Annotated in this window: 23 protein-coding genes and 1 pseudogene; 11 read left to right on the top strand and 13 right to left on the bottom strand. The window is 72.7% G+C overall.

Annotated elements, in window-relative coordinates:
• Positions 1-17: 17 nt before the first annotated feature.
• The 6 genes from PSD17_RS02085 to PSD17_RS02110 all read right to left on the bottom strand — a co-directional run bounded on the left by PSD17_RS02085 (position 18) and on the right by PSD17_RS02110 (position 5,055).
• Positions 18-719 carry a hypothetical protein gene (locus PSD17_RS02085; RefSeq protein WP_339121156.1) on the bottom strand — a complete coding sequence of 234 codons (702 nt, stop codon included), beginning with the start codon at positions 717-719 and terminating at the stop codon, positions 18-20.
• Between the two features lie 160 nt (positions 720-879).
• Complete coding sequence (locus tag PSD17_RS02090; protein WP_339121158.1) at positions 880-1,251, bottom strand: hypothetical protein; 372 nt, start codon at positions 1,249-1,251, stop codon at positions 880-882.
• 577 nt (positions 1,252-1,828) lie between these two features.
• The gene (locus tag PSD17_RS02095) at positions 1,829-2,770 is read right to left on the bottom strand and encodes a bifunctional DNA primase/polymerase (protein WP_339121160.1); all 942 of its coding nucleotides are present in this window, start codon (positions 2,768-2,770) and stop codon (positions 1,829-1,831) included.
• Positions 2,771-2,962: 192 nt separating this feature from the next.
• On the bottom strand, positions 2,963-3,238 hold the full coding sequence (locus PSD17_RS02100; protein WP_339121162.1) for a WhiB family transcriptional regulator: 276 nt from the start codon (positions 3,236-3,238) through the stop codon (positions 2,963-2,965).
• A 181-nt stretch (positions 3,239-3,419) separates the two neighbouring features.
• Positions 3,420-4,400, bottom strand: a complete 981-nt coding sequence (locus PSD17_RS02105) for an ArdC-like ssDNA-binding domain-containing protein (RefSeq protein WP_339121164.1) — start codon at positions 4,398-4,400, stop codon at positions 3,420-3,422.
• A 160-nt stretch (positions 4,401-4,560) separates the two neighbouring features.
• Positions 4,561-5,055: an Rv3235 family protein gene (locus PSD17_RS02110; protein ID WP_339121165.1), complete on the bottom strand. Its 495-nt coding sequence runs from the start codon at positions 5,053-5,055 to the stop codon at positions 4,561-4,563.
• 853 nt (positions 5,056-5,908) lie between these two features.
• Between PSD17_RS02110 and PSD17_RS02115 the strand changes: the two genes are divergently transcribed.
• A complete protein-coding gene (locus PSD17_RS02115) occupies positions 5,909-6,535 on the top strand; it encodes an SHOCT domain-containing protein (protein ID WP_339121166.1) in 627 nt (208 codons plus the stop codon).
• 85 nt (positions 6,536-6,620) lie between these two features.
• Here the strand turns inward: PSD17_RS02115 and PSD17_RS02120 are convergent, their stop codons facing one another.
• The gene (locus PSD17_RS02120) at positions 6,621-8,234 is read right to left on the bottom strand and encodes a ParB/RepB/Spo0J family partition protein (protein WP_339121168.1); all 1,614 of its coding nucleotides are present in this window, start codon (positions 8,232-8,234) and stop codon (positions 6,621-6,623) included.
• A gap of 271 nt (positions 8,235-8,505) precedes the next feature.
• Here PSD17_RS02120 and PSD17_RS02125 point away from each other — a divergent pair, with 271 nt between their 5' ends.
• From PSD17_RS02125 to PSD17_RS02135, 3 genes are all read left to right on the top strand, one after another.
• Positions 8,506-9,126 (top strand): hypothetical protein, encoded by a 621-nt coding sequence (locus tag PSD17_RS02125; protein WP_339121170.1) that lies wholly within the window; start codon positions 8,506-8,508, stop codon positions 9,124-9,126.
• A 220-nt stretch (positions 9,127-9,346) separates the two neighbouring features.
• A complete protein-coding gene (locus PSD17_RS02130; RefSeq protein WP_013678739.1) occupies positions 9,347-9,799 on the top strand; it encodes a hypothetical protein in 453 nt (150 codons plus the stop codon).
• A gap of 155 nt (positions 9,800-9,954) precedes the next feature.
• Positions 9,955-10,128 (top strand): hypothetical protein, encoded by a 174-nt coding sequence (locus PSD17_RS02135; protein ID WP_158511365.1) that lies wholly within the window; start codon positions 9,955-9,957, stop codon positions 10,126-10,128.
• A gap of 18 nt (positions 10,129-10,146) precedes the next feature.
• Here the strand turns inward: PSD17_RS02135 and PSD17_RS02140 are convergent, their stop codons facing one another.
• Positions 10,147-10,542, bottom strand: a complete 396-nt coding sequence (locus PSD17_RS02140) for a hypothetical protein (RefSeq protein WP_041763318.1) — start codon at positions 10,540-10,542, stop codon at positions 10,147-10,149.
• 90 nt (positions 10,543-10,632) lie between these two features.
• Positions 10,633-10,848, bottom strand: a complete 216-nt coding sequence (locus PSD17_RS02145; RefSeq protein WP_013678737.1) for a hypothetical protein — start codon at positions 10,846-10,848, stop codon at positions 10,633-10,635.
• 471 nt (positions 10,849-11,319) lie between these two features.
• On the opposite strand from PSD17_RS02145, the gene PSD17_RS02150 reads away from it, so the two are divergent.
• On the top strand, positions 11,320-11,481 hold the full coding sequence (locus tag PSD17_RS02150; protein WP_158511364.1) for a hypothetical protein: 162 nt from the start codon (positions 11,320-11,322) through the stop codon (positions 11,479-11,481).
• A gap of 153 nt (positions 11,482-11,634) precedes the next feature.
• Here PSD17_RS02150 and PSD17_RS02155 read toward each other — a convergent pair whose 3' ends face one another.
• Complete coding sequence (locus PSD17_RS02155; RefSeq protein ID WP_041763315.1) at positions 11,635-12,066, bottom strand: hypothetical protein; 432 nt, start codon at positions 12,064-12,066, stop codon at positions 11,635-11,637.
• A gap of 462 nt (positions 12,067-12,528) precedes the next feature.
• Here PSD17_RS02155 and PSD17_RS02160 point away from each other — a divergent pair, with 462 nt between their 5' ends.
• From PSD17_RS02160 to PSD17_RS02170, 3 genes are all read left to right on the top strand, one after another.
• Positions 12,529-14,025: a hypothetical protein gene (locus tag PSD17_RS02160; protein WP_013678734.1), complete on the top strand. Its 1,497-nt coding sequence runs from the start codon at positions 12,529-12,531 to the stop codon at positions 14,023-14,025.
• A 21-nt stretch (positions 14,026-14,046) separates the two neighbouring features.
• Positions 14,047-14,298: a hypothetical protein gene (locus PSD17_RS02165; protein WP_013678733.1), complete on the top strand. Its 252-nt coding sequence runs from the start codon at positions 14,047-14,049 to the stop codon at positions 14,296-14,298.
• Positions 14,299-14,499: 201 nt separating this feature from the next.
• Positions 14,500-14,925: a hypothetical protein gene (locus PSD17_RS02170; RefSeq protein ID WP_013678732.1), complete on the top strand. Its 426-nt coding sequence runs from the start codon at positions 14,500-14,502 to the stop codon at positions 14,923-14,925.
• A gap of 20 nt (positions 14,926-14,945) precedes the next feature.
• Here the strand turns inward: PSD17_RS02170 and PSD17_RS02175 are convergent, their stop codons facing one another.
• From PSD17_RS02175 to PSD17_RS02185, 3 genes are all read right to left on the bottom strand, one after another.
• Positions 14,946-15,560, bottom strand: coding sequence for an ImmA/IrrE family metallo-endopeptidase (locus PSD17_RS02175; protein ID WP_013678731.1), 615 nt, complete (start codon positions 15,558-15,560; stop codon positions 14,946-14,948).
• Positions 15,561-15,624: 64 nt separating this feature from the next.
• Complete coding sequence (locus PSD17_RS02180; protein ID WP_013678730.1) at positions 15,625-16,773, bottom strand: DUF6545 domain-containing protein; 1,149 nt, start codon at positions 16,771-16,773, stop codon at positions 15,625-15,627.
• 40 nt (positions 16,774-16,813) lie between these two features.
• Positions 16,814-17,347, bottom strand: a complete 534-nt coding sequence (locus PSD17_RS02185; RefSeq protein ID WP_143771193.1) for a hypothetical protein — start codon at positions 17,345-17,347, stop codon at positions 16,814-16,816.
• 899 nt (positions 17,348-18,246) lie between these two features.
• Here PSD17_RS02185 and PSD17_RS02190 point away from each other — a divergent pair.
• From PSD17_RS02190 to PSD17_RS02200, 3 genes and pseudogenes are all read left to right on the top strand, one after another.
• Complete coding sequence (locus PSD17_RS02190) at positions 18,247-18,846, top strand: hypothetical protein (protein WP_143771191.1); 600 nt, start codon at positions 18,247-18,249, stop codon at positions 18,844-18,846.
• Positions 18,843-20,561 carry a MinD/ParA family ATP-binding protein gene (locus tag PSD17_RS02195; RefSeq protein WP_013678727.1) on the top strand — a complete coding sequence of 573 codons (1,719 nt, stop codon included), beginning with the start codon at positions 18,843-18,845 and terminating at the stop codon, positions 20,559-20,561. Before PSD17_RS02190 ends, PSD17_RS02195 begins: the two co-directional genes overlap by 4 nt.
• Positions 20,562-20,564: 3 nt before the next feature.
• Positions 20,565-21,177, top strand: a pseudogene (locus PSD17_RS02200) (hypothetical protein); the annotation flags it as partial.

Here is a 21,177-nt window from a genome sequence, read left to right on the forward strand (position 1 = left end):
TCAGCTCGGGCCAGGCATCAGCGCTGGTCCCCCGCCCGGCTGCTGCGTGCCGCGCCACGTGGGCGCCCCACGGGGGCCCGGCTGTCGGCGTAGGCCCACAACGTGCGCCGCTTGTAGCGGCCCTGGTCGTCGTCCGGGGCGGGGAACCGGCCGGGATACCGCGACCGGGTCGAGGTGATCGTGCGCTGGTCCGGATAGCCCAGCACCCGCGCCGCCTCGTCCAGCCCGACCAGCTCGTCGGGGTCCCCGCTGCGGTCGACGCTGGTCAGCTGCGCGCGCATCGCCTCCCGCCGCTGGGCGTCCCACGCGACCACCTCGGCTTCGTCCCAGAACTTCCGGCGCCCGATCGTCGCGACGTGCTCGGGGTGGCCGCTCTGGTTCCGCTGCGAATACAGCAGCGCCAGCTGCGACTCGCTGATCCCCAGCCGCTGCGCGAGCCGGCGCCGGCTGACCACTTCCCGGCCCTCGAACACTGCGACGTCGGTGACGGTGGCGGTCACGGTCTCCGGCTGGGCCCGCGCGAACTCCAGCATCGCCGCTTCGTCCCAGAACTTGCGGCGGCCCTCGACCAGCGCCACCGGGGGATGCCCGTTCTCCCCCCGCCGGGTCCACCAGCGCTCCGCGGTCGACGTCGACACCCCAACCAGCCGACACAGCTCGGCGCGGTTGATCACCACGCGGCCCTCGTAGGTCCGGCGCTCGGGAACGGGTGCAGGCACGCCGATCAGCGTAGGGACCAGCGACATCACCGCCCGCCGGTACCGGCGCCCGCTGATCGTTGGCGTCATGACCGGCCCTCCTGCGCGGTGCCGCGAGGCGGCGCTCTGTCCGGCGGGGCGAGTGGGTCCGCCTCGACAACCCCCTGCGCGGCGGCGGGGCTCACGGTTCCACCTCGGTGTCGAGATCCACCTCGACGGCGATGTGGGAAGACGCCGAGTGGTACGCCCGGGCGTGAGCGCGCGCAGCATCCAGGGCGCTGCGCAGCTCGGTCAGCCGGGCCTGCATTTCGACCAGCCGATCCGCGGGGTCGAGGCCCCTGTCATCGCGGAGCACCCGCCGATCTCCGTACCGCGACACCTGCCCGATGAGCACGGCAGCGACGTCATCAACCCGGTCGAGCAGCTCGGTGAAGGCCCATCCCCACCGGTAGAAGTCCTCATGCGCCGGGTCGCGGTCGGCTGTCTGCTTCCGCACGGCCGCGGCAAGCTGGTCACTGACCGCGTCCAGAACCCGCTCCAGGTCCTCAATCATGATCACTCCATCGCCTCTGTCGGTGTGCCACACCGGTTCGGGCCACGGGCGCCGGTGCGCGGTGGCGCCCATCCTCACCCGGCCGACGCCGGCCGAGCTGCCTTCCCGGCGGGCCGCCCGCAGATCTCGCCCCGCCGCGCTGGCCCGCAACCCATGACCAGTCGATCACCTTCGCCCGGAGCCACTCTGCCCCGAGCCAGCGCGCGGCGCCCTGCTCATGGCCGACCGCCCCTGCTCCTGGCGCCGCGGGCTCCAGTCACGGCCGGTGTCCCGGCCTCGGGGTTAGCCACCCAGTAGCCGCTGTCTGCGGGCTCTCCGACCAGGCCGTTAAGGAAGACCACGCCTTCGCCCATCTGTCGGCAGGCCCATCGCGCAGCGTCCTGCGGGGCCCACCGGGCATCGGTCTGGGCGACCGTGACGGCGTCGATCGTCAGTGACCAGCCGCCGCCCGGCTCGCGGCGGAGCTCGGTGCGGTATATCCGCCGGTCGATCGTCTCCGGCCCGGTCCCTGGGATCGGCGCCTGCCCCGGCGGCAGGGCGCTGATCCTCGCGCCTCGCTTCGTCGGGCCCGCCGGGTTCATCGGGTGGCCTCGATCCGGCGCGGCAGCCGGGCGCCGTAGGCCAGGCCGTCGTCGATGTCGCGCTCCACCTCGGCGCGGGTGGTGTTCTCGACCCCGATCTGCCCGGCGGCCGCGGCGAGCAGCACCGCGCGGGCCTCGGCCAGGTCGAGCGCACCGCCTCCGACCAGCCGCCCGAGGGTCCGCGCCGCGGCCAGCCGGGCCCAGTGCCGACCCCCGACCGGCGCGGCCGCCAGCGTGGCGGCCTCCTGCTCCACGATCTTGCGGACGTACGCCCCGGCGCGCTGTGAGGGCAGCACCACCGGCGTCGCAGGCACTGCGGGCGGGGGCGGCGGGGTGAGCGCCTCGACCAGCCACTCCGGCAGCTCGGCGACCGGCCCGCGGTGGGTCACCCGGTAGTAGCCCTCGGCCCGTACCGACGGGGCGGCCACGATGTAGCCACCGGCCGCGCGGGTGTCGATCCGCCACCCCAGCCGGGCCGCGCTGTTGCGCAGCTCGAGCCCCTGCGGCGCCCGGAAGTACAGGTGCGTGCCTCCGGTCGGGGTCGCCACGGTGTAGGTCTCGGTCGGCACCGGCTGGCCCGCGGCCGCGGCGACCAGCGCGAACACCTCGCGGCCGTGCCGCGCCCCCGCCCACGGCGCCGGGGCCTGCTGTCCGTGCGCGTCGTCGAGGTCGACGACCACCAACCCGCTCGGGCCGGTCGCCACCCCGATGTTGAACGCCCGCGTCGACCACCACGCCGCGATGACGGCCGGGTCGCGGGTGGCCTCCTGCTCCCAGTTCTCCACGGCGGGCTTCTTCGACCGCGGCCACAGCGGGAACACGGACAACCCGCCCGCGGCCAGCTCCAACGCCGCCTGGCCCAGCCCCCCCAGCCGCCGGCCCCCACCAACGCCGCGGCCGCCGGCCCCGCGCCCGGTCCGCCATCCCCGATCACTCATCGCTGCTCCTGCCTTCGGCCTGGTTGCGGCTCGTCGTCCGGGCTCGTCATTCCCGTCTGACACTATCTATTTTACCGTAATTGGATGGTGAGGGCAACCGTTGCACCCCCTCGGACCAGCGCAAATGGCGCGCGACGGCCCGGGATGCGGGGGTCGGGCCCCGCCGGTCGGGACCCAACCCCCGCGCGGCACTCAGGCCGTCAGCTCGTCCAGGTCGAGCAAGGACAGCTCACCGGTGCGGAGCTGGCGCAGGTGCAGTCGCCGCTCCCGGCCGGTCATCCCGCCCCAGATCCCGACCGGCTCGCGCATCCCGATGGCGCGGCACGGCACCCGCACCGGGCAGCGCTGGCAGATCCGCTTGGCCTGCTCGACCTGCTCGCGGACCTCCTCGCCCGCCTCGTCCTCGGGAAAGAACAGCTCCGGGTCCGCGGACCGGCAGGCAGGGGCGGCGGGATAGGTGATCGACATGGCGACCTCCAGGAAAGGGAGTGGTTGCGGGTCGTCCGCCGGGGCTTGTCATTTCCCCTCCGAACACTTGCTATATTACCGTATTCGGGAGGTGACGGCAACGGATTCGCCCCGTGCGACCAGCGGAAATGGCGAGTGGGCGGCCCGCCGAGCATGGGCCGCCCACTCCCCTGCAGTCCGTCTACGCGGCGGCGATCCTCGCCCCGGCCGCCTCGTCCCCGGTCGGCTCGTCCCCGGGCGCGTCGTCCTCGGTCGGCGCGGTGGCGTCGTAGAGCTGGCCGATGATGCGCAGGGCCTCGCGGCGGACCAGGTCGGCGGCGGCGGTGAGGACGTCCGGGTCGCCGCCGGACCATCCGGCGATGTAGGGCGTGGAGCTGGCGGCGGTGTCGATGCCGCAGGCCGTGGCGACGACGTAGGCGATGGAGTCGGCTTCGGTCTCGCGCTGGGCCCGGGAGACCTCGGGGCGGTGCTCGTGGTCGGCGCGGATGTGTCCGAGCTCGTGGGCCAGGACGTAGGCGGCCTGGGCGGGCGGGACGTCGGGCCGCACGGAGACGATGCGGTCGGTGTAGCTGGTGAAGCCCTGCCGGTCGCCGGTCTCGACGCCTCGCTCGATGGTGAAGCCTTCGGCCTCGACCAGGGCGGCCAGCTGGTCCCACAGCCCGCCGGGGTCCTCGCCGGTCAGGATGGCGGGCATCGGGACCTCGGGCAGCGGGTCGCCGTCGGTCTGGCTGATGTCGAAGACGTGCTCGACTCGGAACCCGCGCACCGCGATCGTGGGGCGTCCGTCGTTGTCGTAGGCGCCCGGCCCGGCCTTGGCGGCCTCCTCCTCGGTCAGGCGGCGCCGGACCGGGGCCAGCACGCGGTAACCGCGCTCGCCCTTGCGGACTGCCCGCCCCAGGCTGAGCCAGGTGCGGAACCCGGCCACCTGGGTCAGGCTCGCGCCGCGCTGTTCGGCCTGCGCCCACAGGAGCATCACGTTGCGGGCGCTGTAGCCGTGCAGCTTCGCGGTGACCCGCAGCATCGCCGTCCACGCCTCGCCGCTGGCCAGCTCGGCCACCGCCTCGTTGAGCTGCCCCAGCAGGGCCTCAACCTTCGCCGCCCGCTCGGCCGGGTCACTGCGGCGGGTCGATCGCCCGGTGCGGCCGCGGGTCTTCTCGCTCACGATAGGTCTCCTTCGTCCGAGTTCCTGGTTGCGGGTCGTCCGCCGGGGCTTGTCATTTCCCCTCCGAACGCTTGCTATATTACCGTACTCCGTCCCGTCGGACCAGGGGTTTTCGCTGGTCCGACGGGGTGTGGCTCGGAAATCCCGGGCCGGGAAGCGGTCAGAGGATGCGCAGCGCGGTGCACCGCCACGCGTCGCCGGGGCCCAGGTCCAGGCGTGCGGCGACCGCCCGGTAGCGGCGCCCGATCCAGGCGATGGCGGCCAGCTCGGCGGCGCCCTCGTGCGGCTGGGAGACGTGCACGGTGCGCACCCGGGTCGCGTCGGCGGGGTCGCGGTAGATGCGGGCGGCCACCCGCAGCGACCGGATCACCGGCGGCGTGGCCAGGTGCAGGACCTGCGACCAGGGCCGATGACCGTCGGTCGCCTCGAACAGCCAGCGCAGGATCCGGGTCGCGGTCTGCGCGAGGTCCGGGAACGGGGTCACGTCCACGACCAGCGGCTCCGGCGACTCGTACCGGGGCACCTCGACCACGCGGGGGGCGCCGCAGGTCGGGCACGGCTGACTGGTCGGCACCGGTCGCGCGGTCTCGTCCCCGGCCTCGAACTCGACGGAGAAGACCACCTCGACGGTGGCGGGGCCGAACTCGTCAATCATCGTGAACCTTTCGAGCGTCCGGTTGCGGGCCGGTCGAGCGAGCTTGTCAACCTCTCTCGACTAACATTATTTTACCGTATTCTGCGGGGAGATCAACCCCGGAAACCGGCTTCTAGCTGGCCAAATGGCCTCTCCGAGGGTGCGGCCGGGTCTGCGTACGGTGCCCAACGCGGGGCCGCTCGTCCCGCTACGATGGGCGCTGCTCCTGATCGAGTAGGCCTCTTCGGGTGCCTGGTTGCGGGTCAGAGCAACAGATGGCCGGTGACCTCTTGTCAACGCCTCTTCGGAGGTGGGTCCTTCGGGACTGGGTCACCGGCCATCGCCACGCCTGACGGCCGTCTCAGCGCCGGGACCAGCAGGTTTTCGGCGGGCTCTCCGAGCGAGGCCGGGTCCGGGCAGCGCCCGGCCCCCGGAGGGTCCGTCCCGCCAGGGACGGTAGCAGTTCGAAACCGGTGTGCGTGGCAGCCGCCGCCCGGGTGGCTGTGTGGTCTCTCCTCGCGTCGGCGCGACGGGTTCTGCGCGGGGTTCTGCCGGGGTGCCGGGCTCGCCGGAGGCGACCGCGGAGCGGCCGGAGCGCAGCGGAGGGCCTGGCACCCCGGCAGGTTCCCGGGCACCGTCGCTGCGTCGACGCGAGGAGAGACCACCACCTCGCCGGCCACCGCACCGACCACCCACGCCCCCGCAGCCACCCACTCGCCCGACGAGCGCCCTCACGTTTTCGCAGCGCCATGGCGGAAACCGACCCTAGGTCGAGTCAGAGGCTGGCGAGGGCCGATCAGTCGAATTGAGCCGCTAGGCGACTCGACGAGCATAGCCCGACAAATGTAGGCAACCGGATTGGTGCGATAAAGAGGTGATTACGGGCGATAAGTCCACTGTTGCAGATCGGCGCTACCGTCTCCATACTCATCGAAACGACAAGCGAGGTGCGCACGTGGCAAAAATACCGACAGGCTTACGCGATGACCTCGCGCAGGCGATCTCGCGCCAGAAGTCACTCTGGGGCTATCGCAAGCCACTGGCTAGCGTTGGCGCTCAGCTCCGACAGGATGAGCGCGTGCTTGAGGCCACAACCTGCACAAGAGCGCAGGTGCGAGTCCGCGACAAAGGCATTCTTATCGTGACAGACAAACGGCTGCTCTTCGTCGGCATATCTGCCTTTTCTAAAGCTTCGGAGGAAATTCCGTTCGCCGCCATATCTGGCGCCATGGATCGAATTGGCTTTATCAACAGCATCACGATCACTGGGTCTGGCGGGATCACCACCTCGTTTACCGGGATCCCACGGGAACGAGTCAAGGAAGTCAGCGACGCAATCCGCTCTCACCTGATCCCTTCGCCTCCGGTCGCACCTCCGGGCGCCGGGACAGGCGCTTCAGTCGCAGACGAACTGGAAAAACTCGCGCAGCTTCGGGATGCTGGCGTATTAAGCCCCAGCGAGTTCGAACAGCAAAAACAGCGCATACTCCGTTTAGGCTAGGGACCCTCAGGACGGAGCCGGAACTCCCGACCGGCGCCGACCCGGGCTCATGCCCGAGCGGCGCCCGCCGGGAGAAGTGAGCGGATCAGGCGGCCCGCTCGCGGCCCGTGTCGGGCCCACTCCCGCTCGAACCGCTGTCCCGAGATGCCTCGACCTCGTGCTGGTCAGGCACTGAGGTGTTGTCGTCTACGGGAGACGCATCGCTGGCGGTCCCGGGAATCCGGCCCTCAGGGCCGACGTCTTCGGGGTCCAGGTCCTGCCAATCGACTTCGTCTGCCAGCTCGTCGTCCTGCTCGTTTCCTGTCTCCTCGGCGGCTTCGGCGGCCCGGCGCTGGTCGAGGGTGGCCTGCTGGCGGTCGCGGTGGGCGATCTCGGCGGGGGTGAGGTCGTAGCCGAGTTCGGCCAGCCGCTGCCACCACCACAGCGCGGCGTCCTCGTCGATGCGCCAGCGGCGCCCGCCCTCGGCGATCCAGTCGATGGCCAGCACGGCGGTCGCGACCGCGTGCTGCTGCAGCCGCCCGGGCGTCCAGGACTCGACCTCGCCGAGCAGCTGCCCGGCGTAGGGGTGGCGGTGGGCGTCGTCCAGCACGCTGGGCCAGCGTGCGGTGATCGTGCACAGCAGGTCGAGGTGCTTGGCGGCGGCCTTCTGGCTGCCGATCAGGCTGCGCAGGAACTTCGCCCGCACCTCGCGGGCGGCGGCCATCTGCTCGGCGCGTTCACGCGCGAGCTGCGCCTCGGCCTCCTTCGCGGCGGCCTCGGCCGGGGAGACGTAGCCGTTGCGGAACCGGCGGGTGTGGCCGTGGGCCTCCGGGTCGGTGCAGATGTGCACCGCGGCCGGGCCGCCGTAGTGCTGGGCGTCGATGAACACGGCGTGGCCGTCGAGCTTGCCGTGCGCCTCCACGGTCAGGGTCCGGCCGTCCTCGTCGCTGAGCCGGTCCAGCTCGGTCTCGCGGCTGGAGTAGGGAAAGTCCTTGGGGCGCTTGACGATCGTGTAGCCCTCGTCGGCCAGGCGCTGGCGCAGCGCGGCGGTGTCGGCGGCGCGCTGGCGCTTGCGGCGTTCCTCGGCGACGGCGAACTCGATGTGGCTGCTGCGCAGGATCCGCGCGAGGGCTTTCTCGTCGTCGGCGAACTCGTCGAGCGCGGCGATCTCGTCGAGCCCGACCTGCCCGCTGTCGAGCGCCTCGCGGGCGGCGTCGGGCAGGGCGGCGACCTTCTGCGCGGCCCGCACCGTCGCGGGCTTCACGCCGGTCGCCCGGGCGATCGTGGCGATGTCCAGGCCGTCGTCGAGGGCCATCTGCAGGCCGCGGGCGCGCTCGGCGTCGGTGAGGCCGACCCGTTCACCGTTCTCGGCGATCTGGGTCAGCGCGTCGCGTCCGGCCAGGTCCGGGCGCACGAGGCAGGGCACCTGCTGCAGCGCCTCGATTCGGGCGGCGGCGTGCTCGGCGGTGAGTCCGAACCGCTGCGGGTCGGTGGCCAGCAACGCGCAGGCGCGCAGGATCGCGTCGCGGCGGCGGTGCCCGGCATGGATGACGTAGCGACCGGCGTCGCCGGTCGAGCCGTCGGGGACGACGATCAGCGGTTCGAGCAGGCCCAGCTCGATGATCGAGACGGCTAGGTCCTCGATCTCGCCGCGGTCGGCGCGCAGGTCGCGTTCGAGGTCGACCAGCTCGTCGACGTGCAGGGTGAGCATGGCGTGCATGTGCAGCTCCTCGGATTCGGGATTTCGGTGCGTCGTGGACCGGCTTGCCAATCCGTCCCACACGCATGATTTTACCGTAATTGGAGGCGGGGTGTGCGGCCGGAATCCGCTGTTCGCGCTGGTCGCGGGCGGTGCGGGGCGTCAGCCCCGGCGTCATCTGGGTCGTTCGCCTTTCCCGGCCGCGCCCGGCTGGATCGGCTTGTCGGTCCGGTTATCCACAGGACCGCGCGAGCTCCTTACCGGACCCGGCGGCGGCTTCTAGCCTCGAGGCGTGGATGACGTGCTGCCCGCACCGGTTGCCGGTGCCCCGCTGACCAGCGGTTCCCTGGCCTGGCTCGCGCTCGCGGCGACGGCCAGGGAGCTTTCCGATTTCGCCCGTGGACTCGTCGCCTCGCCCTCGCCGGGCGACAGCGGGTACGACGGCGCGCTGCTGGTTGACGCGCTGCGCGTGCGCGAGCTCGCCGAGCAGGTCCTGAACGCGGCAATCCTCACCGAACGCCTCACCGGCACTGGATGGTCGGAGCTGGCCGACGAGCTGGGCGCCGGCGCGGCGGAGGTCCAACAGCGATGGCAGCCCGCCGTGGCTGCGTGGGACCACCAGGTCGAGCACGCGGCCGCGTTCGGGTCCACCTCGAACACCCCTCGCGCGGTCGCCGAGCCCGTCGCCGTGGCCGACGAGCTGGATCAGTGGGTAAGCACTCACCATGAGACGGGGGACCCGCCCGTCGGGCAGCAGCCGGTCACCAGCGGGCTCGCGCAGATGGACCCCCTGCGCGAGCTGCTGCACCTCGCCGCCCTTCGGCGGCTGTACGGAGCGAAGGGCCAGTGCACCGCAGACCTGGCCGCAAGGGAAGCCACGGTCGAGCACGCACTCGGACACGCCCATCCCTGACGAGACAGGACATCACCGATGCATGAGCCCGGCCCACCACCGCTCCACGACGTGACTCAGCCGATCCCCGTCGTCGTAGGTGCAGCCGTCCTGGGTGCAGTCGTCGTGGGTGCCGCTGCGCCCGCCAGAACGACGTCGCCCGCAGCGGGCCCACACCCCACGACTCCCCAGGCTCCGCGGCGAGGTCGTTCCAGTCGGGGCCCGGTGGGAGGGTGTGCTGATGACGGCCCCTGAAGACCCGGACGCCTGGGTGCACGACGCGTTCGCCCTGGACGGCCCGCACACCCCGGAGAGCGTCACCGCGGCCGCGGCCGCGGTGGCGGAGCTGGTGCGCTACCTCAACCGCGCGACCATGACGGTGCGGCTACCGGCCCCGCAGCTGGCGTCGACGCTGCGCAACCTCGGCGTCGCGGCGGCCCGATTGCCGCAGCTCATCGACCAGCTGCACGCCAGCGCGACCCGCCTGGATGAGCACGGCGAGCCGTACTCGGACACCGACCGGCTGGACGTGAACGAGCTGCGGGCGCAGCTCGGCCGCTACCTCGGTGACGGGCGCGTGAAGTCCGACGTGGAGGGGCTACGGCTCGCGCTGGACAGCGCTGCCGAGGCCGCCAGCCACATCGGCCACCGATACGACCCGGCCAGCGACCCCGAGGTCACTACCAACCACTGATCCACCTGCACAAACCGTAGAGCGAGGGGCTCGCACCTGGCCGCGGCGCGTGCTGTCTGCGAGCTCGTCCCCGAACCCGTACCGCAGAGTGCAGTGGCGCGTCATGGAGCCGCCACGGTCAGGGGGCATGTGCCCCGGTCCGACATGCTGACCTGGTGACCGAGGAATCCACGCGCACCGTCCGCGAGTTCGCCCTCGCTGCCGGGCTGTCCGAGGAGAGCATCGAGCGGCACCACGCGGCCGGACGACTCCGCCTCGACGGGGAACCGGTACCCGATCTCGACACGCCCGTTCCGGGCGGAAGCAGAGTCCTCGTCGCGGGCTCCTGAGGCCGCCCCAGGCTTCGTTCACCGCCGGCGCGAACGGGGTCCTGAACGCCGCTGCGCGAGCGTGGGCCGGTTGCTGGCCTTGCCCTGTTGCCGGCGGCCGGTGCCGGGCCGGCGCCGCGTAATGGCCCATTGAGGGACGACGGCCGGGGCGGTGAGGACCGGCACGCCGCCGCGCTCCAGCTCGCAAGTGACCACGCCGAGCCAGAACGCGCGCTCGGTCATGACCTGGGCCCACATGATCGCCCGGACGACACCGCCCACGAACACACCACCGGATCGGTGCCCACGCCCGTAACGCTGCTGCTGAGTGAGCGCAGCGAGGTCCACCCACACCGGCACCGGCGGATCGCAGCGACGGACAGCCGGGTCCGCGCTGTCCAGCACGTCTGGCGCTTCGCCCTCGCGGTCGAACATACGTTCGATTATGAGTCATTGTCGTTGCCTCTGGGTGGCGGGTCGGGGGCCGCCCCGCCGAGCCACAGCCGATGGGTTTCTTCACGGCGATCAGTGCGGCCTCGTGGCCGTCGATCCAGCGGCCGACCCTTGGCGGTGATGCCCTGCGGGATGAGTAGCCCGTCGCGTTTCCACCCGGTACATGTCCCCGGCCAGTTCGTCGGGCGCGGTGTCGTCGCCGTCGACGACGACGACGACGAGGTCGCGGTCGGCGGGGAGCAGGGCGATCATGCCGCCGCGCTGCTTGATGTCGTCGATGTCGGCCACGCCACCCCTCCCGTCGTCGAAGCTGCTCCGAATGGGTGGAACAGGGGCACGAATTTTCACCCCCGATGCAGGCATATATTGCGATAACTGCAGCGACTTAAACATGCCGACAATGACAGAAAAACGGCTTGGCCGGCTTTCCATGGCGAAAAGACATCGGAGAAAGACAGCCCATGTGCGGCGCGACCTGCGGATCTTCCCGGTTGCTCGTTTGCTCGCCCTGCTGACCTGATCTAACCAGCTCAGACCCGGTTGCGTAGAGTCGCGTCCCCCGCGCCAGCTCCCGGTCGAGAATGACAGGACGGCGAGATCATCACCCGGTTGCGCGTCGTTTGCGGGCCCACGCCCCACTCCGGTACACATTGTCCAGAGGCCCCCGCGGCTCGCAAAACAGATACCGGCGAATCGTCCGGTGACGGTTTCTCACCCCTGGAGGGGAAAACGATGTGCAGTAGCGGAATGGGGAGCGGCATGCCTGGACACGGCGCCTGGGCGGCGTTCTGCTCGGCGGTCGCCGCCGACAGTTGGGCCCCCTGGACCCGGTGGATGATCAGCGCCGTCGTGGTGGTCCTGCTGCTGGTGATCCTCTCCGACGTGGGGGTCCTGGAGTGGTGGGGCGGGCTTCGCCGGTGACGATGTCGCCCGGCTGGGCAGGGGGCACTCGGCCGGGCGGCGCCGTGCGTGGATCAGAGGGTCGCGGCGACCTACGGAACGGCGGTCACGATCCGTCGCCCCGGCCCCCGGCCATCGCCTGTAGCTGGCGAACCACGATGACCACGACCGACCTCACCCGAGGTCAGTCGGCGCGTCGGTGAGAGAGGGAGGGCCGAGCCCTTCCCATTCCCGGGCCCGGTCGGCGAACGTGGCGAGGGCGGCGACGGTCTCGGCCGACAGGCCGTAGGCGCGGATGGCGAGGTCACGAACTGCTGGGTCGCGCAGGGCGGCGAGCAGCGCGAGGTCATCACGCAGCGCGGTGGCGGCGTCGTCGTCTAAGAAGTACGCCACGGGCACCTCGAACGCGGCGGCGAGTGCTTCCAGCGAACGCATCGTGGGCCGCTTCTCGGGGTTGTGGCGCAGCTGCCAGACGTAGCTGGGCGAGATCGCGTAGCCGGCCGCGGCGGCGCGTTCGGCGATCTCGGGGTGGGTGTACTCGCGGCCGAGCCCGCCGGCCGGCTTCACAGTCGCGAACAGCCGCTCGACCTTCTCCGGCACGCTCATCCCCGGCGCCCGCTGGGCCGCGGATTTCCTGGTGGAGGCGGTCGTCGGCGGGGATGTCGTGGACGTCGGGGCCCGTCTGGGTGATCTTGGGGCCACGGCGCCTCCCACGCTTCGCAGCCGGCCCCGGGCGGCCAGCATGATCAGTGTGGCCGATGATCACACTGATGGTGGCACTTGTCCCCGGACGGGTCACGGTCTGCTGCACCGCCACCTCGCCGCCGACGGTCGTGCTGATCCGAACGAGCTGCTCGACCGCGCGTTCCATGACCGTCGGTAGCAGTGATGCCGTCGCCGAACGGCGATGATCGCATTCTCAACATTTCCCCAGGCCAGCATGGGTTTGCCAGCACCTGTCTTGTCTGAGGAAAATGGAGATGGGTATTTGGCGCGACTCGCAGTCCCGCGTTGTCGAGATGGTTCGACGTGCTGGAGCGACCGCGCGTGGTGATCTTAGGGGGCGTCGTGGATCGGCCGCAGTGCGCGTTGCCCGACTGCACACAGACCGTGCCGGACGTCGAGGACGGGCGCCCGCCGCGCCGGTACTGCACCCCGGCACATCACGCCGCCCATCGCGCGCTGCTGCGCGGCGCGACCGCGAGCGTCGCCGGCGACATGTCCGCGGCGCGCTCCGCGGGGACGGGGCCGCGACCGGGCATCGGGCTGGCCGTCGACGCGTTGAGCAGCCTGCCCTCGACGGCCGGGCCGGGCCGGCGCCGGAAGGTGCTGGTCGATGCCGAGATCGCCGAGAAGTACCAGCGGAAGGAAGCGGCCCGCGCGGCCCGCGCGCGGGCGACGCGCCGGTTCGTCGGCGTGGTGGCCGCCGCGGGTGTGGTCGCGGCCGGTGGCACGTTCGCGGTGAAGAACCTGCCCGACTGGTTCGACCCCGACCACGCGCCGCGCGTGGTGGCGCAGGCGGACTGGGAGTCCCAGGCCAAGATCTCGCTGGCTTCGATCAACTCCCAGCTCGACTCGATCACCTCGGCCGAGGCGGTGTGGGACAGCCAGATCGCCCCGCTCTACGCCGGGGCGACCCCCGCGGTCGTGCAGGAGCTGCTGGCGCGCAAGACCTTGCTCGAGCAGCAGCGCGCCGCGCTGCAGGGCCAGCTCGCGACCGCCGACCAGCTCGCCCAAGCCCGGGGCCAGCTCGCGGACCTGGACCGCCAGCTCGCCCAGATCACCGCGGTGCTCGACGGGCTGCCCCACGGCAAGCTGACCCCGGATCAGCAGTTCGTGCGCGACTCGCTGACCGCCCGCCGCGACCTGCTCGAGCAGGAGCGGGCCGCGCGGCAGGCCGACCTGGCGCGGCTGCAGCAGAGTGTGTCCGTCGTGTCGAGCAGCCCGGTCCCCGATCCGACCGACCAGACCTCCGCGCTGGCCAGCCAAGTGCTGGACCTGCGCAACCACCGGCCCGCCCCGCCGCCGCCGGTCAGCGGATCGCACACCCCGCCGGTCACCGGGAACAGCGACCGCCGCGACCCCGCGGTGCTGGCCGACGGTGCGCCGTCGCAGGCCCGCAAGCCGGTCACGCCGATCCGCCCGGTCAGCGACACCGTCGGCACCGCCGACTCGGCCACCCAGCCGGTGCGCAACGCCGTCGAGGGCTCCCCCACGCACAGCAGCTCCGGCGCCTCGGGCTCGTCGGACTCGGGCTCCTCGGGGTCGGGCTCGTCCGGGTCGGGCTCGCAGCGCAAGGCCGCGGCCAAGCCCAGCTCGTCGGACTCCGGCTCGGACTCGGGCTCGGACTCGGGCTCGGGCTCGGGCTCGGACTCCGGCAGCAGTGCCAAGCGCTCCTCCGGTGGGGACTCCTCTGGTGGGGACTCCTCGGGTGGGGACTCCGGTGGCTCGGGTGGCTCGGGTGGGGGGATGACGCCGGCCGAGGCCTACAACACCGCGATGAACACCCCGGGTGGGCGGATGGCCCAGTTCGTCGGGGGCACCTCCGGCGCCCCAGTCGGCTGAGCCCAGGCCGCGGACGCGTCGATGTATGGCCACGAGGTGCCCTACGAGCCGGACCGCCAAGACGAACTGATGGGCGATGCCATCGCTGTGGGAGGCCGGGCGTTCATGCACGAGGTGACCTACGCGGCCACCGAGCTCACCACCTCGGACTACCCCTGGACCGACGGGCAGGAGCCGGCCGGGTATCGCGAGGCGTGGCTCGCACACGCCGAGCGGCTCATCGCCCAGCGCCGCGCCCGCCTCCGCCCGTCGTCGCCCCGGCCGTCGTCGTAGTCGCCCTTCCAAGCCTGCGTAGCAGTCGCGCGCTTCCAGGGCGGGGTCGACAGGTGTGCCGGTCGGGCGGACCGTTCGTCGTCACCGGTTGGGCCAGGTGGCCGAACCCAGGTCACGGTGGCGCATCGCGCGTAACGACACGGTCGGTCAAGATCGAACCCGGGAGAGCACGCTCCCCCCGCTCTCCCCCGGAGTCTCTTCGTGAAGATCACCCGCAAGTTCGCGGTCATCGCTGCGGCGGTGGCGATCGCGTCCGGCGCCGCTGTCGTGGTGGCCACCTCGGCGTCGGCGTCCCCCGGCGGCCGCGACGACGACGGCTTCTCCCTGTGGTGCACCCCGATCCGGCCCGGTGACACCGACGCCGGGTTCTTCTGCACGCCCACCGACGACCGGGGCCGTCAGTGGTACGGCAACGGCGGAGGGCGCCAGGCCCCGCGGCCACCCGTTGCGCCTCCGGTGCAGCCCACGGTTCCGCCGCAGGCAACACCGCCCGCTCCGCCGGTGACCACCACAGTTGCGCCGCCGGTGACCACCACCGCCGCACCGCCGACGACGAGGCGCAGCACGGTGGCTCGCACAACAGCGCCCGCCGCCGGCGCGGAATCCCTGGTGGCGCCCGTCGGATAGCGCTGGCGCGGTCGCGAGCCTTAGCGGCGTCCCTTGAGCGCGCGCAGCAGCCCGCGAGAGCGGGCTCGGTCGGGGTCGAGGATGTGCTGGGCGAGGATGCGCCCGGTGAGCTCGGCCTCGCGTTCGCGCTGCCACTCCGGGGAGCCGGGTTCGTAGGGTTCGCCGCAGCGGCCGATGACCGCACTGATCTGGGCGGGGTCGAGCGAGAGCCGGGGAGCGAGCTCGGTGAGCGGCTTTGGGTCGGCGACGGCCTCGCGGGTGGGTTGCGGGTCGTGGCCGCAGATCATGTGGCCGAACTCGTGGCAGGCGACCACGGTGCGGGCGAACGGGCTGGTGCGCCGGTCGACCCAGATCAGGTCGCGGGCGGGCCGGTCACCGGTGGCGCGCAGCTGGCTCCACAACCCGGACGGGAGTTTCAGGGTGCCGGGGTCGGTGATCTGCAGGTCGATCTCACGGCCGCGGATGGCCTCCATCCGCGCGCGGAGCTCCTCGAGGGTGTCGGGCAGCTCGGGCAGCAGGGCGCGCAGGCGCCGCCGGCAGCGGGCCAGGGTGGCGTGGTCGGTCGCCCTCAGATGCTCCCGGGCGTGCTCGGTCACAGCGTCCTCGGCGTCGGGCAGCTGCTCGGCGCGGCTCATCCGGTGCTCCTCGAACTCCTCTGACCTCTGCAGGTGGGGCCTGGGGCGGATCGCACGTTCATGATCACATGGCGCCAGCGTGGCGGGCGGTGGTTCCGTGCAGGATTTCCGCGGCCGCGGCGGCGGCGTAGTGCTCGGTGCGGACGCGCTGGACCTGGGCGAGCCAGGCGATTTCCTGGGCTTGGACGCTGGATCCGCCGAGGGCGCTCAGGTCCGCGCCGCGGGGTTCTTGGGGGTCGTCGGCCTCGACTCCGGCGATGCCGATCTCCAGACAGACGCCGACGGCGAACGCGCGGGCGTCCGGGCCCGACAGCCCGAGGCGGCGGCCGATCGCGACGGCCTGGGTGACCTCGTCGGGGTGGACCCAGCGCTGGACCGCCCAGATCCGGTCGCGGATCTCCACGACCGCGACGAACAGGTCGGCCACCGCGGCGGGGCTGGTGGTGGCGCGGCGGGTGCGGTCGGTGAGCCAGCGGTGCAGCTGCAGGACCTGTTCGTGCTGGACGTCGGGGGCGACGCCGCGCCCGCGCAGCAGTGGGCGGGCCCCGGCGGCGATGCCCAGCCCGACCAGGACGGCGAGGGCGGCGTCGAGCAGCTGGTAGACCCCCGCCGACAGCCCCCCGACGGCGAGCGCGCGGACGGTGAACACGGTGGCGGTCAGGGCCCAGGCCAGCACCGCCCCGGCCAGCGCGGCGGCCGCGGTGAGGTCGCGGCGCAGCGCGCCGGGGGCGAGGTCGAGCAGCGCCCGCGCGGTGGTCTGCACGAACAGCGCCGCGGCGAGCACGACGAACACGCAGAACGCGAGCAGCCCGACCAGCACCCCGGGCCGCCCGAGCAGCGGGAGCACCCCGTCCGGGGCGACAGAGGCCGGGCCGGGAGCGATCCCGACACCCCAGCCCGCGCACACGACGACACCGGCGACGGTGGCGACGGCCAGGAGCCGGGGCCGGCAGCGTTGGCGCAGGTGGGTGCAGGTGAGCAGGGTGACCGCGGCGATCAGCAGCAGGTCCGAGGCCAGGACGCTCAGCGCCAGCCGGCCGGTGAGGATGTCGACGCTGGCCCCGATCGGGCGGATCCGCAGCGTCACCGCCAGGGCCAGCGCCCCGATCCAGCCGAGGGTCCGGAGGCTGGTCAGCCGCACCGTCGCCACGATCAGGGCCGCCCAGAGCAGGATCGCGAGCACCCGGAACGCGACGTCGACGACCCCGCTCACCACATCCCCTTCACGGCGTCGTCCTGGGAGGGCCTGGGAGTCACTTGCGGCGGCGCAGCTTGCCGCGGCGGCTCTTCTCCTCCTGGCCGAGCTGCTCGACGAGGGCCTCGACGGCTTGCAGGGACTCCTCGTCCTCGAGGTCACCGAGGCGGGCCATGATCCCGACGACCTGCGGGCGGCTGTCCATCTGGAAGCCGCTGTCGCGCACGGCGATCGCCTGCTCGAGCTGGGCGTGGATGCCGCGGATGGTGTCGAGGTCCTCGGCGCTTCCTTCGGCCGGGTCCAGGACGAGGTAGGCCGCGAGCGCGGAGGCCCGGCCGGGTTCGGGCTCGGTGCGCGAGAGGTACTCGAATGTGCGGGCCAGGCTGCTGGCGATCTCCACCGACGGCTTGGTGCGGCTGCCATTGCGCAGCGACCGCAGATGCCCGACGGTGCAGATCGGGCGCCCGTGCAGGTGCTCCATGGCCCGCACGACCTGGGTGTTCGTCCACTCCACCCGCTCGCCGATCTCGTTGGGTGGCTGCAGGAACGCGGCGAACACCATGTTCAGCCGGTCCGCGAAGGTCAGTCCCACACCCAGCTCCTCTCCGAGCACACCCATCACCGGTAATCGGCGGCGCGCCCAACCCGTGTCCGGGGCGCGACCTCCGCTCGGCATCGCGTTCCCTCAGCCCGTCACCATCGAACCAGTAGCGGACCTGTTGACTGCACCGTACCCGGGTACACGTCTCGGTAGCTAGATCTGACACGCCTATTGCGCGGAAGAAGCGAATCTGTAGAGTTGCGCCTGCCATCGGGGGATGGCGATGTGATGTCGTTGGAAGGGGGCCTCCGGTGGCACGTGGCCGGGGCAACGGCGGGCGCGGTGGCGTCGCTGCGGGGTGGCAGATCGCCCCGGGCGTCAGCGCACCTCCCGCCGTCGCCCCGGCTCACGCCGTTCCCACGGCTTCTGCGCCTCCCGTCCCGAGGACGCCACCGATGCCGCAGCCAAGCTCGCCACCTCCGCCGCCGAGCTCGCCACCAGCGCCACCGCAGCCGTTTCCGCCCACCGGTCCTGAGTTCGTCCCTGGCGCGGTCCCGACGCGCTCACTGGCCGCTGTGTCGACGCCTGCGCTGCCGCCCGCCCCACCGGCTCCAATGCCGCCGAGGCCGATGTCGCCGGGGCCGGCCTGGTCCGGCCCTCCGCCCTTGGCCCCGTCTGCGGCGCCGGGGCCGGCCGCAGCTGATGCGGGGGTGAGGCTGTCGCCAGGTCCCGGAGCGGTAGGCGCGGCATCGTTGCAGCACCTGTTCACCGGGCCGGCGGCCGGGGCGCCGATCGCGCCGCTGCACGAGGGCGCACGCTGTGTCGCGTCCGATGGCGCCGAGCTGTGGATGCCCTCAGCGGTGGCCCCAGCCCTCATCCCGCGTCCTGATTTCGACCGTCCTGATCTCAACCGGCCCGAGCAGCCGTCACGTGAGCACTCCCGGCGGAGCTTGCGTCGCGGCCCGTGGCGGGCCGCGACGACCCTGCCGATCCCCCTCGTCGCCCCGGCGACCCCCGGCGCGGACGGGAGCCCGCCACCGCCCGATCCCGGTGGTGCCGAGGCGGCGGGGCTGGTCGGTGAGCTCGAGGGCGCGGCGTTCGCCGGGCGGTTCGTCGCGGAGTTCCTGTCCTGGGACGAGGACGACCCGACACGTCGCGCACAGGTCCTGCGGACCCTGCTGCGTGATCCCAGGGGCGCCACCCTGGGCTGGTCGGGCGCGGGCAGGCAGCGCGTGGAAGTGGTCCTTCCGGGGCGGACCCTGCGCACCGAGTGCGGTGGCCTGATCGTCGAGGTCACCGCCCGGGTGCTGAGCTTCCAGCGCACCTGCCCGCGCCCCCACACCATCACGCCCCCCACCGACACCGATCCCGCGGTGATGTCGTGTTGCCCGCCGCCGAGCGGCGCGGGCTGGGCCCCGGGCGAGTCGTCCTGGACCCGGCTGGCACCGCCGGTGGTCCGGCTGCCCTCCGGCGAGCTGAAGATCGACCTGGGGCTTCGTCCCCCGCAGCGCCCGGCCCACCCGCACGGAAGCAGAGGGACGCAGCGATGACCGATCCGTCCGCCTCGTGGATCGAGGATCCGTCTCTGATGCCGTGGCGGTTCAGCCTCAACGAGGCTGCCGGCACGGTGACCGTCAGCGCCCCAAGCGCGGCGGCGACGCCCACCGAGCCCCCGCTCACCGACCTGCCCCAGGCCGCGACGGACCCGGCCGATCCGGCACCACAGACGCCGCCGCCGTCGGCGGCGTCCAGCGCGGACCCGCCGGTACCCGACCCGGCCGCAGCAGAGGTTCCCGCGACGGCGTCCCCCGTGCCGCAGATCCCTGCGCCGCAGATCCCTGCGCCGAAGAACCCTGCCCCGGACGTCCCGGCGTCGGAGAACCCTGCGCCGGATGTCCCTGCGTCGGCGGCTCCCGCGTCGGCCCGGCCGGAGCCGCAGGCCGCCGATGCGGCCCCGGCGGTGTCAGCGGTGGTACCGCCGTGGCGGCGCAAGACCGTCCCGCCGGTGACGTCGTCGGCGTCGCACCCGGAGTGGAGTGCCGCGGTCGTGCCGCTGCGGCCCGTTCCCGCTCGGGAGGCGGCTGACCAGCCCACCGACACCGACACCGGTGGGCCGGGTGCTGCGCCCGCGGCCGCGCCGCGGCCGCCGACACTGCCCGTGGCCGTGCCGGTCCCACCAACTCCCCCACCGCCACCGCCACCGGCGCCTGTGCCCGCGGCGATTCAGCTGACGCCGGCCGCTGCTCGGCCCGCGCCTGACCCGGCGGCGGTGGCGAACGCGCAGGCGCCGACGGTGCCGGTCGGGTTCGACACCTACCTGCGCGCGCAGCTCGCCCCGGCCCCGCCGCCGCGGCGCGGGGTGCGCGGGCTGCTGTATTCGCTGTCGGGTGGTCGGGTCAACCCGGGCGCCTCGACGCGTGAGCTGGCCGAACGCGGCTACCTCGACCGGATCCGGACCCCGCTGTCGGGCTGGCACACCGTCACCGTGGCCAGCACCAAGGGCGGGGTCGGGAAGACCACCACCGCCGCGCTGCTCGGGCTCACCCTTGCCGAGCACCGCGCCGACCGGGTCGTGGCGATGGACGCCAACCCCGACGCCGGGAACCTCGCCGACCGCCTGCTCGGCCACCCGGCCACCGCCACCGTCCGCCAGCTGCTCGACCGGCCCGACCTCGACCAGCTCGTCTCGTTCCCCGACGTCGCCCGGTTCGTCAACACCGCCGGCCGGCTGCAGCTGCTGGCTTCGGATCAGGACGCGGCGAAGTCCGAGGCATTCAACCGCGACGAGTACCGCCGGGTCCTGGCCCTGCTGGTGCGGTTCTTCAACATCGTCATCACCGACTCCGGCACCGGGCTCATCCACTCGGCGATGACCGGCGCGCTGGAGAGCACGCGGAGCCTCATCGTCACCGGCGCCCCGACCATCGACGCCGCCGGACACATCGACAAGACCCTGGACTCGCTGGTCGCGCACGGGTTCGACGAGCTGGTCGCCGACGCGGTCATCGTGCTGACCTGCGACCGGCGGGCCCGCAGCGTGGACCCGGCCGCGTTACGCGCGCACTTCGAACGCCGCTGCCGCGCGGTCGTGGAGATCCCGCGTGACCCGCACCTGATCGAGGGTGGGCGTATCGACCTCGAGGCGCTGCGCCCGCGCACCCGCGCCGCGGCCCGCGAGCTCGCCGCGCACGTCGCCGACGCGTTCACCTGGGACTTCCCCACACCACCCGGGTTCACCACCGGCACCACTGGGTTGGGGAGGTAGGCGATGGGGGTTTCTGCGCTGGCCGCGGCCGCGGTGATCGCCGCGGCGACGCTCACCGGGCCGCTGTTCACCGGCCCGACGGCCACCACCGCACCGGTCCTGCTCGCCGCCTCGACCAGCACGAACGCCGCGGCGGGCGGGTGCGGGTGGCGCCAGACCGCGACCGACCTCTACGCCGCGCTCGCGCACGCCGGCGACGCCGCGGCGGCACGGCTGCGCGACAGCCTCGCCGCCGCCGGGGTCGGCACCCCCACATTCACCACCACCTGCGGCACCGGCACCGGAACCGGCACCGGCAGTACCGGTGGCGATACCGCTGGGAGTACCGGTGGCTCGGCCCGTGGTGCCGGGGCGGGGACCTCGTGTGTGGTCGGGGGACGTCCGTATTTCGGCAAGGCCGACTGGTTGTGGAACCCGATCCCCACCGGGGCCCGGCTGGACCCGCAGTCGAGTGCGATGGCCGGCGAGCTGGCCTCGGGCGATCACAGCCTCAACACCGGCGAGTTCGGCGTCGCGCTGGTCAACCCCGACCAGATCAGCGCCTCCACCCCACGCTCGACGGTGCCGCTGTCGGAGAACTGGGGCGGCAACCCGCTGGCCGGGGTGAAGGTGCCGG

It is taken from the genome of Pseudonocardia sp. D17 (assembly GCF_036984265.1).
In the GTDB taxonomy this organism is placed as follows: domain Bacteria; phylum Actinomycetota; class Actinomycetes; order Mycobacteriales; family Pseudonocardiaceae; genus Pseudonocardia; species Pseudonocardia benzenivorans.

What these genes read in the sequence shown, in the direction of transcription:
- PSD17_RS02090 (WP_339121158.1), bottom strand. Translation starts at nt 1,251, where the DNA reads ATGATTGAGGACCTGGAGCGGGTTCTGGACGCGGTCAGTGACCAGCTT.
- PSD17_RS02095 (WP_339121160.1), bottom strand. Translation starts at nt 2,770, where the DNA reads ATGAGTGATCGGGGATGGCGGACCGGGCGCGGGGCCGGCGGCCGCGGC.
- PSD17_RS02100 (WP_339121162.1), bottom strand. Translation starts at nt 3,238, where the DNA reads ATGTCGATCACCTATCCCGCCGCCCCTGCCTGCCGGTCCGCGGACCCG.
- PSD17_RS02110 (WP_339121165.1), bottom strand. Translation starts at nt 5,055, where the DNA reads ATGATTGACGAGTTCGGCCCCGCCACCGTCGAGGTGGTCTTCTCCGTC.
- PSD17_RS02120 (WP_339121168.1), bottom strand. Translation starts at nt 8,234, where the DNA reads ATGCACGCCATGCTCACCCTGCACGTCGACGAGCTGGTCGACCTCGAA.
- PSD17_RS02130 (WP_013678739.1), top strand. Translation starts at nt 9,347, where the DNA reads ATGACGGCCCCTGAAGACCCGGACGCCTGGGTGCACGACGCGTTCGCC.
- PSD17_RS02140 (WP_041763318.1), bottom strand. Translation starts at nt 10,542, where the DNA reads ATGTTCGACCGCGAGGGCGAAGCGCCAGACGTGCTGGACAGCGCGGAC.
- PSD17_RS02150 (WP_158511364.1), top strand. Translation starts at nt 11,320, where the DNA reads ATGCCTGGACACGGCGCCTGGGCGGCGTTCTGCTCGGCGGTCGCCGCC.
- PSD17_RS02155 (WP_041763315.1), bottom strand. Translation starts at nt 12,066, where the DNA reads ATGAGCGTGCCGGAGAAGGTCGAGCGGCTGTTCGCGACTGTGAAGCCG.
- PSD17_RS02165 (WP_013678733.1), top strand. Translation starts at nt 14,047, where the DNA reads ATGTATGGCCACGAGGTGCCCTACGAGCCGGACCGCCAAGACGAACTG.
- PSD17_RS02175 (WP_013678731.1), bottom strand. Translation starts at nt 15,560, where the DNA reads ATGAGCCGCGCCGAGCAGCTGCCCGACGCCGAGGACGCTGTGACCGAG.
- PSD17_RS02195 (WP_013678727.1), top strand. Translation starts at nt 18,843, where the DNA reads ATGACCGATCCGTCCGCCTCGTGGATCGAGGATCCGTCTCTGATGCCG.